This window comes from Shewanella glacialimarina (genome assembly GCF_020511155.1).
Lineage (GTDB): Bacteria > Pseudomonadota > Gammaproteobacteria > Enterobacterales > Shewanellaceae > Shewanella > Shewanella glacialimarina.
Map to the genome: position 1 here is coordinate 1501467 of NZ_CP041216.1, position 16386 is coordinate 1517852.

Consider the following 16386-nt stretch of genomic DNA (forward strand, 5'->3'; position numbering starts at 1 on the left):
TGTTTCTCAGTAGATGTTGGTAAACTAGGTTAATATTTTTTTTCGGAGTAAATTTTGAATTTTTTAATTGAGTACGGCATGTTTTTGGCTAAAGCGGTCACCATAGTGATTGCCATCGTGACTGTCGTCGTTGTTGTTATCGCCAGCGGAATGAAAAATAAAACCGATAAAGGCGAGCTAATACTGACAGATTTAAGCGATGAGTTATTGCAATTAAAACATGATTTGAAACACGAGTTATTGTCTAAGAAACAACTTAAAGCTTACGAGAAAAAGGTTAAAGCAGAAGATAAAGCAGCCGACAAAAACGAGCAACCAATTAAAAAGGTTTATGTTCTAGACTTTAAAGGCAGTATTGATGCCGGCGAAGTTGCGTCATTGCGTGAGGAAATTACTGCTATCTTGATCATTGCCGAAGAGGGTGATCAAGTATTAGTCAATGTAGAAAGTGGTGGTGGGATGGTTCATGGCTACGGCTTAGCATCAAGTCAATTAGACCGTTTACGCCAAGCCAATATCCCATTTACTGTTTGTATTGACAAGGTCGCCGCCAGCGGTGGTTATATGATGGCATGTGTAGCCAACAAAATAGTTGCTGCCCCATTTGCTATTGTGGGTTCTATTGGTGTGGTAGCGCAATTACCTAACTTTAGCCGTTTGCTTAAAAAACATGAAATTGATTATGAGCAACATACCGCAGGCAACTTCAAACGGACGTTAACAGTGTTTGGCGAGAATACCGATGAAGGACGAGAAAAGTTCCAACAAGAACTAGAAGAAACCCATGTGCTATTCAAACAGTTTGTTGGTCATTATCGTCCAGCGTTAGACTTAGATAAAGTGGCCACTGGCGAGCACTGGTATGGTAAACAGGCGATAGAGTTAGGCTTGGTTGACGAAATTGCTACCAGCGATGATATCGTGTTGCAGCTAGCCAAAGATCATCAAGTATACAAGCTTAAGTACCAAATGAAGAAAAAACTGGCTGATAAAATTGCCCACGGTGCATCGTTATCTGTTAACAGTGTAGTTAATAAGCTGACTGAGCTTAATCGGCCCATTTAGTTATCTACTAGAGAGCAAGGCTTAATGCTTAAACAAGGTGGTTATAACGCAAATTTAATGGTGGGTGACCAATGTTATCCCGCTTTTGAACTGCGTAATCTTTTACTGTTTATCCAACAAGAATTAGGTGATGAATTGGTGCAAACCGTTTGTCAGCAAATTGGGGTGGGAATGGTGGAGTTAGCTGCTAGTCAATTTGTTTATGTGTGGCAAGTCGATTTTGCGCTTGAAGCCTTGCGTCTCAATAGCACCCATAACATGGGGGCAAGGTTAGGCGCCAGTTATCAGGTTAACAGTTTAGATTTACTGTTACCTTATTTAAACCAGTTTGACTCTTTAGGCGACTGTTTACAGTTTGTGGTTAAAAACCCGCAATTGGTCGGCAGTTTTACTGATAGTTTAGTGCGGGTCGAGGATGGCAAAATTTGGGTTCGTTGGCTTAATACGGGTAAATCGAATAGAGAAAAATATTCGTTTCAGTTTCAGCACAGTATTTGTTCCCTTGTTGGTTTGGCTAGGCAGCTGGTGGGGCAAAGTATTATGATAAATGATATTCACTTAGCTGAAACCTGTGATCAAAGTGTTATTGATAACGGCTGTTTTTTATCTGAATTTACCGGTGCAAACATTTGCTATCAACAAAGTTATTTTGAGTGGAGCATCGAACTTAAGTGGTTAGCTTTACCTATCACCTACCTCTTTGACACTAAAGATAATCACCTACAAACGCCACAAGTACCGTCATTAATTGAAACCGTTTTACAGCAACTTCGTCAATCAATGCCTGCAATGTTAACCTTACAGGGTATGGCAGAAAAAATGCATATGAGTGATAGAAGTTTACGGCGTAAATTGGCATCAGCTGGCAGCAGTTATCAAAAACTGGTCGATCAAGTTCGATGTCAGATGGCCATTAAAATGATTCTATCTGATAAAATGCATGTCGAAGATATTGCCGAGTTAATGGGCTACAGTGATGTAAGCCATTTTCGGCAAAGCTTTAAACATTGGTTAGGCTACCCCCCAGGCTATTTTTTACGTTTAAATAAAGCTTAGTAAGCTTACTGACAATTGCCTAAACTCGGTGGCAATGAATCTATCCAGCGTTTAATTAACTCAGCCCCTTCGGTATGAATAACCTCTCTGCCAATAGGGGGCATACGGTCTTTAGCTGACGATAGGATTTGCCTATTGTGCACAATAGAGCGTTCACCATTTCCCGGCACAATATCATATGCAAGGCCATTAGGGCCGCCATCCCAGCCTGGAGGTTGTTTACATATGCCATATTGAGAAGATGTATGATCAATTTCAACACCGAGTCTGAGCCCTGAAATACTGGCAAATCCTTGCGAGTTATGACAATGGGCACAGTTGATATCTAAATAGCCTTTTGCCCGCGCGGTGAGATCTTTTGAATCGTCTCCTAATTCGAATGACTGTGGTGCATCATCTAATGAGGTTAACTCGTTAAGCCAACCCTTATTGCTCCAGTACTGTAATTGATTAATGCTTTGACCGTTAGCGAGTATTATTTGGCGGTTTAACACATGGGTTTTTAAGCCGATAGGCATGATTTTACTTGTTTGAACATCAATCATTTGATGGCAAATTTTACACTCTGCTTTACTGGGAATATGGTATTTAAATTGTAGCGTTTCACCTTGATTATTCATGGTGTGTGATACATCCGCCCCGGTAATGATTAATTTAGCTTGTTGATTTTGCCATTGGTATGTGAGTGCCGTCCAGCCAGCCTCACGATGAATTAATAGCCGCGTTTCTATTAATACTTCGTTTTCACGGCCTGTAAGGCTAGTGTCATAGGGAAGGGCAAAGGTTTTCACTAATACCGAACCAACGGGAGGCGTCATACGTGCATTGGCTTGGTAATTAAATGACAGCCCCTGTGGAATAAACAAAAAACGGTATTTACTGGCATAGTTAGAAAAAAGCTCAGTAGATAACTGGTATAAAAAACCAGGTGTTCTCGGTGAAGCTGTCGGGATGCTGGGGTCGATAAACAGACTATAGTCGGCTAAATCCTCACAATCTTTACTCATTAATGCTTGCCAGTTCACTACAGAGGTTTGGCTTTTACATTCATCATCTTTGTTGGGCTGATTGTTCTGGTCAACTCCAACCGGACACTTTTCTAAAAGAAATTTCAAAATCTATCGGTGACTGATCAGCATTTGCCGAGTGCAGTCGCTCTAGATTGTAATATTTCATATATTTAGCTACATCATCACACATATGGTGACGAGTTGGCTGTGGTATTTTTAATAGCCAATCATGCTTTAAACTACCAAAGAAACGCTCCACAACTGCATTGTCCCAACACGCACCGACATCACCCATACTCGCTCGACAGTTCAATTGTTTTAATAAACGTCGATACCCTTTACTCGTATACTGCGAACCTCTATCGCTATGAAATACTAAGCCTTTAGGTGGTTTTCGCAAGTTGTAAGCCTTCAAAAATGCTTTCTCCATTAAGCTTCTCGTCATACGCTTAGAGATATGCCAGCCGACGATTCTGCGAGAATACAAATCCATTACAACGGCAAGATATAGCCAACCTTCACCTGTTTTAAGATAGCTCACATCACCTGCCCATACTTGGTTTGGCCCAACAGGATTAAAATTCATATTAAGCAAATTATCAGCCACGCTATCACTGTGTTTACGCTTTGTGGTGACTTTATAAGCCAGACGTTGCGTTACCACCAGTTTCAATCGCGCCATTAACTTAATAGTGCGATAACGTGTAATGCTAACCCCTTCTTTGCGTAATGCTTTAGCTAACTCTCTGCTACCTAGGCTGTTTCTACTGGCCTTGAATAATGCTTTAGCTCGACGAAATAATTCTAGAGTGTCAGCAGTGATAAGCTCACCAGGCCTTTTAAGCCAAACGTAATACGCTGACGAACTGACTTGCATCACTTTACACGCCATCGAAATAGGAAATTTCGACTCAAGATTATTGATAAATGAATACCTTACTTCATTTCTTTCGCAAAGAAGGCGCTGGCCTTTTTTAGTATTTCGCGCTCCATCAATAAGCGTTTATTCTCTTTACGCAATAACATGAGCTCAGTGCGTTCATCTACAGATAATGCATCGCCTTGAGTTAGCTTTTTTTGTTTAGCCACCCAGTTATAAAGAATTTTATCTGTAATACCTAAAGACGCTGCTGCTTGGACTATCGTGTAATTTTGTTCAAGAACCAAAGCGACAGCTTCTTGTTTAAAATCATCTGGATATTGTTTATTTATTCGTTTAGTCATATTCACCTCAATAATGGCATTATTATATTCCTTTATTGAAGTGTCCGGCTAATTCAACCACAACAGATTTACCACCGGCGTAATCGTTACTGGTGGGATTTCTGTTTCACTATTTCCGTCACTGCAGCCGTATAAACAGGCCTGAGCAAGTATCAAAGTTGAGATAAGTCTGCCATTTTTTACTGACAAATTGGCTAAGTTGCGAAGATATTTTTGGGGCATCTTATGATCCTCCACATAATAAAGCCGGGTTTCCCCGGCCTTATTTTAGTGACAACGCGTTTATCTTATGAACAGCTAGCAGCGGGTAAGCGTTTAATCCACTCGCTGATTAACGCGACCCCTTCTGCATGGGATAAACTTCGACCAATCTCAGGCATACGGTCACCCGGGTTGTTGTTTTCCATCCGGAAGTGAAGAATAGATTCAGCAGGCTTACCTGGAACCACATCAAAGCCTAAGTTACCACCACCATAAGCAACAGGTGACTTACAGGTACCATGCGAGAAACCTGCATCGTCAGCATATGCACGCCAGTATTCAAGCTTTAAGCCTGTGTTTGATGCGTTGCCTTCAGGACGATGGCAATGGGCACAGTTAATGTCTAAATAGCCTTTAGCGGTTTGCATTAATTGGGTATCGGTCATGCTGGTAATATTAGTCTCATCACCATCTTGGTATTGAGGAACACTATCAACCTCAGTTAAATCAGGTACACCTTGTAAAATCCCTGCGGCTTGCCATTTTGTTAACTGATTCATAGTACCCTCAGCGTAAGCGTAATCACGATTTAAATGACGCGCTTTAGGGCCAATTGGTACGAACACTGCGTTGCTATCATCATCTGCTTTAAACTGATGACATTGTTTGCACTGGTTCATGCTAGGGACAACATAGTCAAAGTTTAAATCTTCTCCTTTATGAGTGATTTGTTTACCTTGAATAGCACCTGCTTTAGCAATAACCGCATCAGACTTGTCTGATTTCCACACATAGGGCAATGCGCTCCAGCCTGTTGCACGATGAATTAATAATCGTGTTTCGACTAAATCTTCATTGGCAAAACCACGATTATTGGTGTTATCAGGTAATGCGAAGGTTTTACTGATGACAGTGCCGACAGGGAAGTTAAATGACTCATTTGCTGTGTAATCAGCTTTTTTGCCCTCAGGCACATATACAAAGCGATACTTAGTCGCATGGTCAGTAAATAACGGGGTATTTAAATCATAGGGTAAGCCACCAGAATTAGGCTCGCTTGTTGGGTTTTTCATATCGGCGAATAAATTATAGTCCGATAGGTTGGGACAGTTTGCTTTAAGAAGCGCATCCCAATTAACATTGCTACCTTGTGCTTCACAAAGCGTTAAATCGCCATCGCCAACTAAACCGCCTTCACCTTCACCAATCGTACCGCCGCCACCAACTAAGGTGCCGCCATCGCATCCGGCAGTATCATCATCGACACCACAGCCGAAGATTTCATCGCCAAAGGTGACGGTATGAACCGGTAAGCTGACTTGTGAGCAAGCGAGTAAATCAGTTTGTGGCGCTTGGAAAAGCGTGTCAGGAATATTCATATCGGTATTAGAATTAGCAAATAAGCGACCGACACTCACATCACCGTTGTTTTGAACACAGACATTGTCGCTTCCGTCAGTGGCAAAGGGTAATTCTTTGAGACCCAAGTAAGCCGCAGTACCATTATTTGACAGCATTTCACCTAAGCCATCGTACAAAATCCCCGGTAATCTTCCATGGGTGAGTACATAGGCTTTGATAATATCATCAATCAGATACCCCTTAGGTTTTGAGCCATAGTCAGTGATGATGTTATCGTGAATATGAATATTACGCGGAGTAGGGCGCCAGCCATCGCTGATCGCTTGGCCAGGTTGACCATAATTACCAACAAAGCTACTGATATCAGGCTCAGCAATAAAGAAACTGGATACCGTTAATCCTACTGTATCGTGGTTGGTTATTTGGTTGTTAAAAATTTCAACATTGTCGGTCGACAGAATAATCACCCCAGTTCCAGGGGGGACAATATGCACACCAGCAGGGTTTGATGAGGCGTTAGCAAAATTTAAGGTATTGTTATCATAAACTTTGTTATTAAAGATACGCACACTAGAGCCATAACGATGGTTATTAATGGGTAAATCAAATACTAGAATACCGCCAGTATTACCCATTGCCTCATTGTCATAAACATCGGCGTATTTTGAGTTTTCAATTTCAATACCCGCGACGTTTTCTTTGGCAATGTTACGCCGAACCACAATGTATTCAGACTGACCGACATAAATACCCGCATCGGCGCTGCCTCGTACATAGGTATCTTCAATCAGAATGTTTTCACATTCAACCGGATATAAACCATAAGCGCCATTATCTTGGTCCAGCTCGCCTTCCCAAATAGTGGCTAATCGACGCAAAATAATGCCATTGGTGTTTTTAAGTTTTATGCCGTTATTTTTGGCTTCGTTTACAGACAAGTCTTGAATGATAATATTAACCGCGTTTTGAACGAATATACCATCTCCTGAATTAGCATCAGAAAAGTCCAAAACGGTTTCATTCATGCCGTAACCCATGATGGTGACATTTTTAGCGAAGGTACCATCACCATCAACATCACCATCAAATAATAATGTAGATTGAATTTTAAAATGACCTTTGGGCAGAACAATGACCGCATTCGATTGCGCGTTAATTAATGCTTCTTGAATACTCATGGTGAGATTTTCGCCAGCTTCAACCATAATTGCACCTTCAGGGAAGGTAGGGCTGGTTTCTGTTGGGGGTTGAACGACTGGTGGGGTGATGTTTACTGTTTTATCGTCATCAGAACCACAACCGGTAAGCCCGATACTTACAGCTGTAGCCACTATTGTTGGCATAAGCCAAGGCAATTTCTTGTTGAACATAGCATCTCCTGCTTTTTATTATGGATATTGGTTTGATTGAGCAAACCACTACGGTTTTTCCGTATGCTGTTCAACATGCCTTGTTTGGAGATCGTTAATCAATGTGAAATCTGGCCACAATTTTGTAACATATTTTTTTTTGTCTTAAAAACAAAAACGGCAGCCTAGGCTACCGTTTGAAACGCATGTATAACGTTATGATAAAAATATTATTATTTAAGCCTTGTAACTTAAATGCTGATGGAAACGTAAAATGACATCAATGTGTTCTTTATCGATATCAAATTCATTAGTGAAGTTGCGAACTGCGTCTTCCACTTGATTCATGAAACGACCAAAGCCTTCATCATTCGAGTCATTTTTACCGGCAACAATCACGAATCGAATCGCTTCAACTAATTTTTGATCATCCCAGTGCAATATCGGTGCAGGGGCGTCTGCATTAGGGTCAAAGCCGACCATTTGAAATTCTGCGGTGCTATTTAAACGCTCAAACTTACTATTACGTACTAGCGGCACTTTACCGTTTGCGACCATGGCCACACGAAATAGTTGGCTATTATTAGTTGCTGCAATAAATTTATCAGCGACATTTTGATAGCTAGGACCAAAATTAGTCATGTTCTCTGCAAGAAGTTGTTTCTTAATTCGGCGACCGATAGGTAAGCTAACGGTGACGTAATTCAGTGTGCTGACATCTTCTGGTAGATCACATTCACGGCGTTTATAGCGGTTATCTACTGCACGTAGTTTGTAACCGTAGGTTTCTTTAATGCCTTTATTTTTAGCAAAGAAATCATATGAAATATGCTGGTGGTCACGTACTTTAATTTTAATATCTTTAACTGGTAGCAAAGGTTTAATTTCAGCTAGAAACTTTTGCACGTTGGCATGGAAGGTTGCAGAGTTACTACGCAGTTCAGTGCCTGTTGCTAAAAATACAATTTTAAGTTTTTTGGCTCTATGACCGGCAATACTGTGCAAACGGTTTGCTTCATGGTGAGCAGGGTTATAGAAAAAGCGCAGCTGCTCTTCGGTTGACAGGCAATATGATTCGCTATGAAAACGCACCATTGGCAGTTTGTCTGTGGCAATCACATGAACATTAAACAACTCATGCTTTTCGGCTACCTGATAAACCAGTTTACTGAATTCGTGGTAGCAAGTGTCTACATCGGCATATTCAGCTAAGAAAGCATCAGTTAATGGAAAGCCTACCGAAATGTACTGGTTTTTGCGTGTTGCGGTAGGTAGGTATACTTTTTTTTGACGACTGACGGACATAATTTTTCCTTTTAGTCTTGTTAGGTCTTATTGTAAATATTGTTTGAATAATAATATTGATTTAATGTTTTAAACAAATCCTTGTAATTACATTCTAAAGATTAAATCTTAAAATAATATGACTTTTTGTTATTTTATGTTGAATATATTTAACTAGGATCACATTTTTAGCGCATCAATGATCCAAGGTTTCATCCATTGCGTAATAACAGGCTGAGCTTCTACATTAGGATGTATTCCGTCGCGTTGCATTAGTGCTGGGTTAGGGGCAATTTGTTGCATGAAAAATGGAATGAGCGCGATATCATGTTCTTTAGCGAGTTGGCTAAAAATATCGTTGAACATTTTGCTATAACGTGGTCCGTAATTGGGTGGCACCATCACTTCTGTTAGCAAAACTTTTGCGCCTGCTTGTTGTGACAGCTCAATGATTTTTGTAAGATTTGATTTCAGTTGTGCTGGTGGAAATCCACGTAATCCATCGTTACCACCCAGTTCAATGACAACCAGGTCAAATTGCATAGATTCCAGTAAACTCGGGAGCCGCCTTGCTCCTCCAGCGGAAGTTTCACCACTGACTGAACCATTAATGACAGTGTGTTCTGGGAGCTCACTACTTAACAATTGTACCCAACCTTGACCTTCTTCCATGCCATAACCTGCACTTAAGCTATCACCTAGTATCAAAATCGTGGCAGCATAGCTGGTAGAAGAAAGTGAAACAATAATAATTAGCGTCGTAAGACTGCGCTTAATAGCTAATTTTAAGAAGGATCCTATGTTGACAAATTTTGCTAAAGATTCTAGTGCCATTACAGTAACTAACCTCATAAAAACGGTGGTAACTCAAGAAGGTGAACTGACTATCCTCAAGGGCATCAACATGGATGTCAAGCAAGGAGACAGCGTTGCAATATTAGGACCCTCTGGCTCGGGAAAGTCAACATTACTTGGTTTGTTGGCCGCATTAGATACGCCAACATCTGGAGAAATATTACTCGATGGCGCGGCATTATCAGGTTTAAATGAAGAGCAAAAGGCTGCCCTAAGAAAGCGCAAAGTCAGTTTTGTTTTTCAGTCGTTTATGTTGGTCGATACTTTGACTGCGCTTGAAAACGTAATGTTACCCGCTGAGCTTGCAGGGGTAAAAGATGCCAGGCAAAAAGCACAAAACATGCTTGAGCGTGTAGGATTATCCCATAGATTAACCCATTTACCGAAACAGTTGTCTGGTGGTGAGCAGCAGCGCGTTGCCATTGCAAGGGCCTTTATCTGCGAACCTAAAGTCCTGTTTGCCGATGAACCAACCGGAAACTTAGACAGCGTTAACGGTGATAAAATTGCCGATATGTTGTTTGAACTCAATCAAGAAAGTGATACAACTTTAGTATTGGTTACCCATGACTTGCAGCTTGCAAAACGCTGTAAACGTCAATTTGTGATGGATAATGGCCTGTTGACCGAGCCTAATGCGACTGTCGCTAATACCAATGCACCTGACGCCAATGCATCTCAAACCAATACACCTCAATTTGAAGTAAACGGGGAGGCGCACTAATGGAATGGCAGTTAGCATGGCGTTTATTCAAACGTGAACTAGCGCAGGGGCAGTTGCTGCTTATCGTACTGGCTATCACCTTAGCCGTGTTATCCGTCAGTGGCCTTGCCCGAGTAAGTGAACGCTTACAAGTTGCTATCAATGGTGAAGCGGCGACGTTTATTGCAGCCGATAGAAGTATTGATTCACCGGTTGAGGTTGATCAAAAGGTATTGCTTATAGCTGATGAGTTAAAGCTGAATCATGTGACTAATATGCAGTTTAACTCCATGGTCTATGCGGGTGACAAGTTTCAGTTAGTCACTATAAAAGCGGTCGGAGAGGGTTATCCTTTAAAAGGGAAAGTGGAGTTATCTACCGGTGAAACTTCACTGTTACCGGCTAAAGGCCAGGCCTGGTTTGAAAACCGTTTAGGCGGACTGTTAGGTTATCCAAAGTCATTAGAATTAGGTAATAGTGATCTGCTGTTATCTGCCGAAATAAGTCGTTTACCCGATGGTGGCTTTAACCCATTTGCCTCTGCTCCTGTATTGTTAATGCGCCTTGATGATGTAGACGCTACCGGCATTATTCAACCCGGTAGCCGTGTGAGCTACATATACCAATTCACCGGTGATGCAGATGCATTAGTTGCCTTTGAAGAGCAAGCAAAGCCACTATTGAACAACAGCCAGCGCTGGATAGATGTACAATCCGGTGACTCACCAATTGCCTCCGCAGTTAAACGTGCGGAGCGTTTTTTACTGTTAGCCAGTTTACTCGGTATTGCTTTAGCGTGTGCCGCAATTGGTATTGCTGCGCAGCGTTATTGTCAGCGCCATTATGATGTCGTCGCCATGCTAAAAACCTTCGGCGCATCGGCAAAGCAAATTAGATTGTTATTTGGCTTTCACCTTATGTTGGTGACCTTGCTGGGTATAGCGTTAGGTTTATTCGGTGGAGTATTACTTGATTTAGCCATTACCCAGTTTTTACCTCCCGAGATAGCAGCGTATTCACCGCCTTATCTGCGGCCATTGCTGCTGGGAATGTCAACAGGATTGATCAGTGCCTTTATGTTCTCGGCTTATCCGTTAATGCGATTATTGGCAATTCCACCTTTACGAGTATTGCAACGTCAACTTGAAGGGCTGCAATTTGGCATGTGGTTGCATTTGTTACTCAGCTTAGGTGCTATGGCACTTTTAGGCTACTTATACTCTCGTAGTCTCGCCCTAACCATGACGGTGGTGCTCACGGTACTATTACTCGGTGCGCTACTTAGCATACTGGGTTTTGTGATGATCCGCATGGGCCATAGTGTGGGCATGAAAACCACTAATCCACTGCAATTAGCATTGGCTGGTCTTCGTCGCCGAGCTAGACAAAATGCAGTGCAACTGGTTGGTTTTAGTAGTGCCTTGGTATTATTGCTGACTATTTTAGCACTAAGACAAGATTTGCTTAATGAATGGCAAAAGCAGCTTCCAGAAGATGCGCCTAATTACTTTTTAGTCAATATTGCGCCGGAAGACAGCCAACCATTACAGCAGTTTTTAGATGATAATCGGATTCAGGCAACCGATATCTATCCTGTGATTCGTGGACGTTTAACCCACATTAATGAAGAAGAGTTGATTTCGGGTGAGCAAGAACGTGCCGGTATTACTGGGCGAGTGGGTATTTCTCGAGAATTGAATTTGACCTATCGTGACACCTTGCCGCCTAATAATCCAATAGTCGAAGGGGTGTTTAACCAGGCTGATGACGAAGTGTCTGTTGAATCCGGCGTGGCTGAGCGGTTAGGGCTCGCGTTGAATGACACCATGACATTTAATATTGATAACCAGTCGTTTACCGTAAAAGCGACCAGTATACGCAAGGTGCAATGGGAAACTTTACAGCCTAATTTCTTTATGATTTTTAGGCCTAAAGCCTTAGCGCCTTTTTCGTATACTTCAATGGCCAGCTTTCACTTAAACGACCAGGACTTAAAGGCTCAAGGCAGCGAATTAACCGCCAATGCTGTGGTGCTCCAGTTGATCCAGCAGTTTCCGACTATTTCAGTGATTGATGTTGGCGCTATGGTTGAACAATTGCGACAAATTATTGATCAAGTGTCGTTATCGCTAACCTTAGTATTGGTATTAGTCTTACTTGCCAGTGCGTTAGTGTTAATAGCACAAACCGAAGCGGGAATGGCAACAAGGCAGCGCGAACTAGCAGTATTAAGAACCTTTGGCGCATCGGGTTGGTTACTGCGCGCAGCAACGGGACTTGAGTTTGCTTTACTCGGTGCAATAGCGGGGTTCTTAGCTGTTATCGTTGCTGAGTTTGCCCTTTATATGCTTAAAACCCAGGTGTTTGAACTTGTGGTTTATATGCATTGGGAGTGGTGGGTTATTGCGCCAATATCGGGTGCGTTAGTGGTAGCATTATTGGGTGTCTGGCGTTGTCGTCAATTACTCAATCAATCATGCAGTGAACTATTGAAAGCGGGTTAGACATAAATAGGGAGAGGCTAACTTCTCCCTTTTTCATTAGGTAACGTATCTGTACTTTTTGATTAATTCACATTGCTGTTACTGATGTTAATCACTGACGTTAATGATGGGGTGAGTTATTGAATTAGCCATTTTGTTTACGGTGCATTAAGTGAGTTATAAATAGGGTATAAGCATGGATAAGTATCAAATTTCAGTGAATACCTTTGATAAGTTAGCGCAGCAATATCAAGATAAATACATGAATTTTGAATCTTATGCGGATACTTACGATACTTTATGTTCATTACTGAAATCGTTACCTCAATGCAGTACTAAAACGAGGGTGTTAGATGTGGCTTGTGGTCCAGGTAATATCACTCGTTTTTTACTGGATAAACTGCCTAATATAGATATATTAGCAACTGATTTAGCCCCCAATATGGTGATGCTGGCACAACAAAATAATCCGACGGCACGTTTTGCAGTAATGGACAGTCGCCAGCTTTCTAGGGTAAACACTTTGTTTAAAGTGCCGGGGCATGAATCGCGCCAGTTTGATGCCATTGTTTGTGGCTTTGGTTTACCTTATTTAGACAAAAATGATGTCACTAAACTGATTAAAGATATGGCTGGATTATTAAAGGCTGGAGGTTTGGTTTATATCAGTACGATGGAAGATGATGTCAATAAATCAGGTTTTCAAACGTCTAGTAGCGGCGATCAAGTTTACATTCATTATTACCAAGGTTCATTTCTTGTCGAGCTGTTAGAACAATATGGTTTTGATATTATTGAATTGCAGCGCAAACAGTTTCAACCTGAAGGCAGAGATCCCACTGTCGATTTGTTCATTTTTGCCAGATATTCACCGCAAAATTAATTTAAGTCTATTTAATGGATTTCAATGCCATTCATTTTTTGCAATCTGACGACACACAGTGAATAATCGGCGCTTTAGTGTTTATAGTATTTTTATTTGAAGGTTTTTTAATACGATGAAATTTAGTCCGTTGGTCGATGAACTGATCCAATCACTGCGCATCTTACCTGGTGTTGGCCCTAAATCGGCACAACGTATGGCATTTCAATTATTAGAACGTGAAAGAAAGGCCGGGATTAAACTGGCTGAGTCGTTACAAAAAGCTATGTCTGAAGTTGGTCATTGTCAGCGTTGCCGCACGTTTACCGAGCAAGCACTTTGCCCTATTTGCGCCAGTCATAAGCGGGGGAATGCGGAAATAATATGCGTAGTCGAAACTGCAGCAGATGTGCTAGCCATTGAAGCAGGCGGCCACTTTAACGGTCGATATTTTGTATTGTTAGGCCATTTATCACCTTTAGATGGTGTCGGCCCAGAAGAGCTAGGCTTAGCCTTACTTGAACAGCAATTATCCTCAGATGATGTACAAGAGCTTATTTTAGCCACCAACCCAACCGTCGAGGGCGATGCTACCGCACATTTTATCGCTGATATGGCCCGTCGTCATAATGTGATCATTAGTCGTATTGCCCACGGTGTACCGGTAGGTGGTGAATTAGAGTATGTAGATAGCACCACATTAGCCTTATCTTTTAATGGTCGTATTAAGTTATAAGCCTAATAAAAACGCCCTCATAATCCTGCTAACGCATTTGCCATCATTGACAGTCAGTTGATGATGGCTTAAAAAAACAGCAAAAAAATCATTGCCCCTTGAAAAGTGATCACCAAGCCCCATCTCTTGTATAACGAAACATTAAAGAGTGGTGACTTTTGCTGGGTGATATCAATCTTATCTGCCAAATGTCATCGTTTATGTAAAAAGTAATATCAAGGGAATTATTCATGTCACAACAAGAAACACATGGCTTTCAAACCGAAGTTAAACAATTACTGCATTTGATGATCCACTCTCTGTATTCAAACAAAGAGATTTTCTTACGTGAATTAGTTTCAAATGCGGCCGATGCAGCGGATAAATTACGCTATTTAGCGCTAAGCAATGATGATTTATATGAAGGTGACGGCGATCTTCGAGTTCGCGTCAGTACCGATAAAGAAAAAGGCACTGTCACTATTTCTGATAATGGTATCGGTATGACACGTGATGGTGTTATCGAACATTTAGGTACAATTGCTAAGTCAGGTACGAAAGAGTTTTTCAGCCATTTATCAGGTGAAGCGTCTAAAGATTCACAATTGATTGGTCAATTTGGTGTTGGTTTTTACTCTGCATTTATCGTCGCGAAAAAAGTGACCGTGCGGACTCGCGCTGCGGGCAAGCCAGCCAGTGAAGGCGTGTTGTGGGAATCGGCTGGTGAAGGCGATTTTACCGTAGATAACATCACTAAAAATACCCGTGGTACTGAAATCACCTTACATTTACGTGACGAAGAAAAAGAATTTGCTGACGATTATCGTCTGCGTTCAATCATCACCAAGTATTCTGATCATATCTCTGTACCTGTGCAAATGTTTGAAGCAGGTCAACCTGAATCAGACGGCCCAGACGGTGAGAAAATTCCCGCAACTGAAGGTGCTTGGAAACTGATGAACAAAGCGACTGCGCTTTGGACCCGTAATAAAGCGGATATTTCAGATGAAGAATACCAAGAGTTCTACAAGCATATTTCACACGATTACAGCGACGCACTAAAGTGGGCTCACAACCGTGTTGAAGGTAAGCAAGAGTACACTAGCTTATTATATATCCCGGCAAAAGCGCCGTTTGATATGTTTAACCGTGATCAAAAACATGGCTTAAAGTTATTTGTACAACGTGTATTCGTTATGGATGACGCTGAGCAGTTCATGCCGACCTACTTGCGCTTTGTAAAAGGGTTAATTGATTCAAATGACCTACCACTTAACGTGTCTCGTGAAATTTTACAAGACAACAAAGTGACCCAAACATTGCGTCAGGCACTAACGAAACGTGCTTTAGGCATGCTTGAAAAAATTGCTAAAGATGATGCTGAACAATATCAATCTTTCTGGGCTGAATTTGGTCAAGTATTAAAAGAAGGTCCAGCAGAAGATTATGCTAACCGTGAGCGTATTGCCGGTTTGCTACGCTTTGCGTCTACCAATGACAATAGTGCTGCAACCACTGTGTCATTAGAAGACTATATTGGCCGCATGAAAGAAGGCCAAGAAAAGATTTATTACATAGTGGCAGACAGCCATGACGCTGCGGTAAATAGCCCTCATCTTGAACTATTGCGCAAAAAAGGCATTGAAGTGTTACTGATGTCTGAGCGTATTGATGAATGGTTAATTAACCACTTAACTGAATTTAAAGGCAAGCAACTGCATTCAGTAACCAAAGGTGATTTAGAGCTAGGTTCATTAGAAGATGAAGCTGACAAAGAAGCACAAGAAAAAGTTGCCGAAGAAGCTAAAGGCCTAGTTGAGCGCATCAAAGCGGCGTTAGCCGGTAAAGTGTCTGATGTTAAAGTGACGTCACGCTTAACCGATACCCCAGCTTGTGTGGTCACCGGTGAAGGCGAAATGTCGACCCAAATGATTAAATTGATGCAAGCGGCAGGTCAACCTGTTCCTGATTCAAAGCCAACATTTGAGATTAACCCAAGCCATCCTTTAGTTGAGCGTTTGAGTAATGAACAAGACGAGCAATTGTTTGCAGATTGGTCTAACTTGTTACTACAACAAGCCCAGCTTTCAGAAAAGGGCAGCTTAGCCGACCCTTCAGCGTTCATTAAATTAATGAACCAAATGTTAATGTCGAGCTTTAAGTAATACTAAGCGGATAAAAAAGCGGACTTAGTGTCCGCTTTTGTATTTTAAGGGG

The 16386-nt window shown here is 41.6% G+C and carries 12 protein-coding genes; 7 read left to right on the forward strand and 5 right to left on the reverse strand.

What is annotated here, in order from left to right; translation table 11 throughout:
* The first annotated feature begins 54 nt into the window (after positions 1 to 54).
* Together sohB and FJ709_RS06485 are read left to right on the forward strand one after the other, a co-directional pair.
* A complete protein-coding gene (gene sohB / locus FJ709_RS06480) occupies positions 55 to 1065 on the forward strand; it encodes a protease SohB (RefSeq protein ID WP_226414597.1) in 1011 nt (336 codons plus the stop codon).
* Positions 1066 to 1089: 24 nt separating this feature from the next.
* Entirely contained in the window at positions 1090 to 2121 is a 1032-nt protein-coding gene (locus FJ709_RS06485; protein ID WP_226414600.1) for an AraC family transcriptional regulator, read from the forward strand.
* 5 nt (positions 2122 to 2126) lie between these two features.
* Here FJ709_RS06485 and FJ709_RS06490 read toward each other — a convergent pair whose 3' ends face one another.
* The 5 genes from FJ709_RS06490 to FJ709_RS06510 all read right to left on the reverse strand — a co-directional run bounded on the left by FJ709_RS06490 (position 2127) and on the right by FJ709_RS06510 (position 9385).
* A complete protein-coding gene (locus FJ709_RS06490) occupies positions 2127 to 3236 on the reverse strand; it encodes an SO2930 family diheme c-type cytochrome (RefSeq protein WP_226414603.1) in 1110 nt (369 codons plus the stop codon).
* Positions 3199 to 4355, reverse strand: a protein-coding gene (locus FJ709_RS06495; RefSeq protein WP_226414606.1) for an IS3 family transposase whose coding sequence is annotated in 2 segments (ribosomal slippage) — positions 3199 to 4109 and positions 4109 to 4355 — 1158 coding nt in all. Because the reading frame shifts where the segments join, the coding sequence is not laid out codon by codon here. The genes FJ709_RS06490 and FJ709_RS06495 overlap by 38 nt, the downstream gene beginning before the upstream one ends.
* Positions 4356 to 4642: 287 nt before the next feature.
* Positions 4643 to 7288, reverse strand: coding sequence for a parallel beta-helix domain-containing protein (locus FJ709_RS06500; protein ID WP_226414609.1), 2646 nt, complete (start codon positions 7286 to 7288; stop codon positions 4643 to 4645).
* A 216-nt stretch (positions 7289 to 7504) separates the two neighbouring features.
* Positions 7505 to 8572 (reverse strand): DUF3083 family protein, encoded by a 1068-nt coding sequence (locus FJ709_RS06505; protein ID WP_226414612.1) that lies wholly within the window; start codon positions 8570 to 8572, stop codon positions 7505 to 7507.
* A 159-nt stretch (positions 8573 to 8731) separates the two neighbouring features.
* A complete protein-coding gene (locus FJ709_RS06510) occupies positions 8732 to 9385 on the reverse strand; it encodes an arylesterase (protein ID WP_404830018.1) in 654 nt (217 codons plus the stop codon).
* On the opposite strand from FJ709_RS06510, the gene FJ709_RS06515 reads away from it, so the two are divergent.
* The 5 genes from FJ709_RS06515 (at position 9351) to htpG (ending at position 16334) form a co-directional block, all read left to right on the forward strand.
* The gene (locus FJ709_RS06515) at positions 9351 to 10130 is read left to right on the forward strand and encodes an ABC transporter ATP-binding protein (RefSeq protein WP_226414615.1); all 780 of its coding nucleotides are present in this window, start codon (positions 9351 to 9353) and stop codon (positions 10128 to 10130) included. The genes FJ709_RS06510 and FJ709_RS06515 overlap by 35 nt on opposite strands.
* Positions 10130 to 12613 (forward strand): ABC transporter permease, encoded by a 2484-nt coding sequence (locus tag FJ709_RS06520; protein WP_226414618.1) that lies wholly within the window; start codon positions 10130 to 10132, stop codon positions 12611 to 12613. Before FJ709_RS06515 ends, FJ709_RS06520 begins: the two co-directional genes overlap by 1 nt.
* Positions 12614 to 12788: 175 nt before the next feature.
* The gene (locus FJ709_RS06525) at positions 12789 to 13475 is read left to right on the forward strand and encodes a class I SAM-dependent methyltransferase (RefSeq protein ID WP_226414621.1); all 687 of its coding nucleotides are present in this window, start codon (positions 12789 to 12791) and stop codon (positions 13473 to 13475) included.
* Positions 13476 to 13590: 115 nt separating this feature from the next.
* Positions 13591 to 14190 (forward strand): recombination mediator RecR, encoded by a 600-nt coding sequence (recR, locus tag FJ709_RS06530; RefSeq protein ID WP_226414623.1) that lies wholly within the window; start codon positions 13591 to 13593, stop codon positions 14188 to 14190.
* A 230-nt stretch (positions 14191 to 14420) separates the two neighbouring features.
* Positions 14421 to 16334 (forward strand): molecular chaperone HtpG, encoded by a 1914-nt coding sequence (gene htpG, locus FJ709_RS06535; RefSeq protein ID WP_226414625.1) that lies wholly within the window; start codon positions 14421 to 14423, stop codon positions 16332 to 16334.
* Positions 16335 to 16386: the final 52 nt, after the last annotated feature.

What these genes read in the sequence shown, in the direction of transcription:
- FJ709_RS06510 (WP_404830018.1), bottom strand. Translation starts at nt 9,385, where the DNA reads ATGGCACTAGAATCTTTAGCAAAATTTGTCAACATAGGATCCTTCTTA.
- FJ709_RS06505 (WP_226414612.1), bottom strand. Translation starts at nt 8,572, where the DNA reads ATGTCCGTCAGTCGTCAAAAAAAAGTATACCTACCTACCGCAACACGC.
- FJ709_RS06500 (WP_226414609.1), bottom strand. Translation starts at nt 7,288, where the DNA reads ATGTTCAACAAGAAATTGCCTTGGCTTATGCCAACAATAGTGGCTACA.
- FJ709_RS06515 (WP_226414615.1), top strand. Translation starts at nt 9,351, where the DNA reads ATGTTGACAAATTTTGCTAAAGATTCTAGTGCCATTACAGTAACTAAC.
- FJ709_RS06485 (WP_226414600.1), top strand. Translation starts at nt 1,090, where the DNA reads ATGCTTAAACAAGGTGGTTATAACGCAAATTTAATGGTGGGTGACCAA.
- recR (WP_226414623.1), top strand. Translation starts at nt 13,591, where the DNA reads ATGAAATTTAGTCCGTTGGTCGATGAACTGATCCAATCACTGCGCATC.
- htpG (WP_226414625.1), top strand. Translation starts at nt 14,421, where the DNA reads ATGTCACAACAAGAAACACATGGCTTTCAAACCGAAGTTAAACAATTA.
- FJ709_RS06520 (WP_226414618.1), top strand. Translation starts at nt 10,130, where the DNA reads ATGGAATGGCAGTTAGCATGGCGTTTATTCAAACGTGAACTAGCGCAG.
- FJ709_RS06525 (WP_226414621.1), top strand. Translation starts at nt 12,789, where the DNA reads ATGGATAAGTATCAAATTTCAGTGAATACCTTTGATAAGTTAGCGCAG.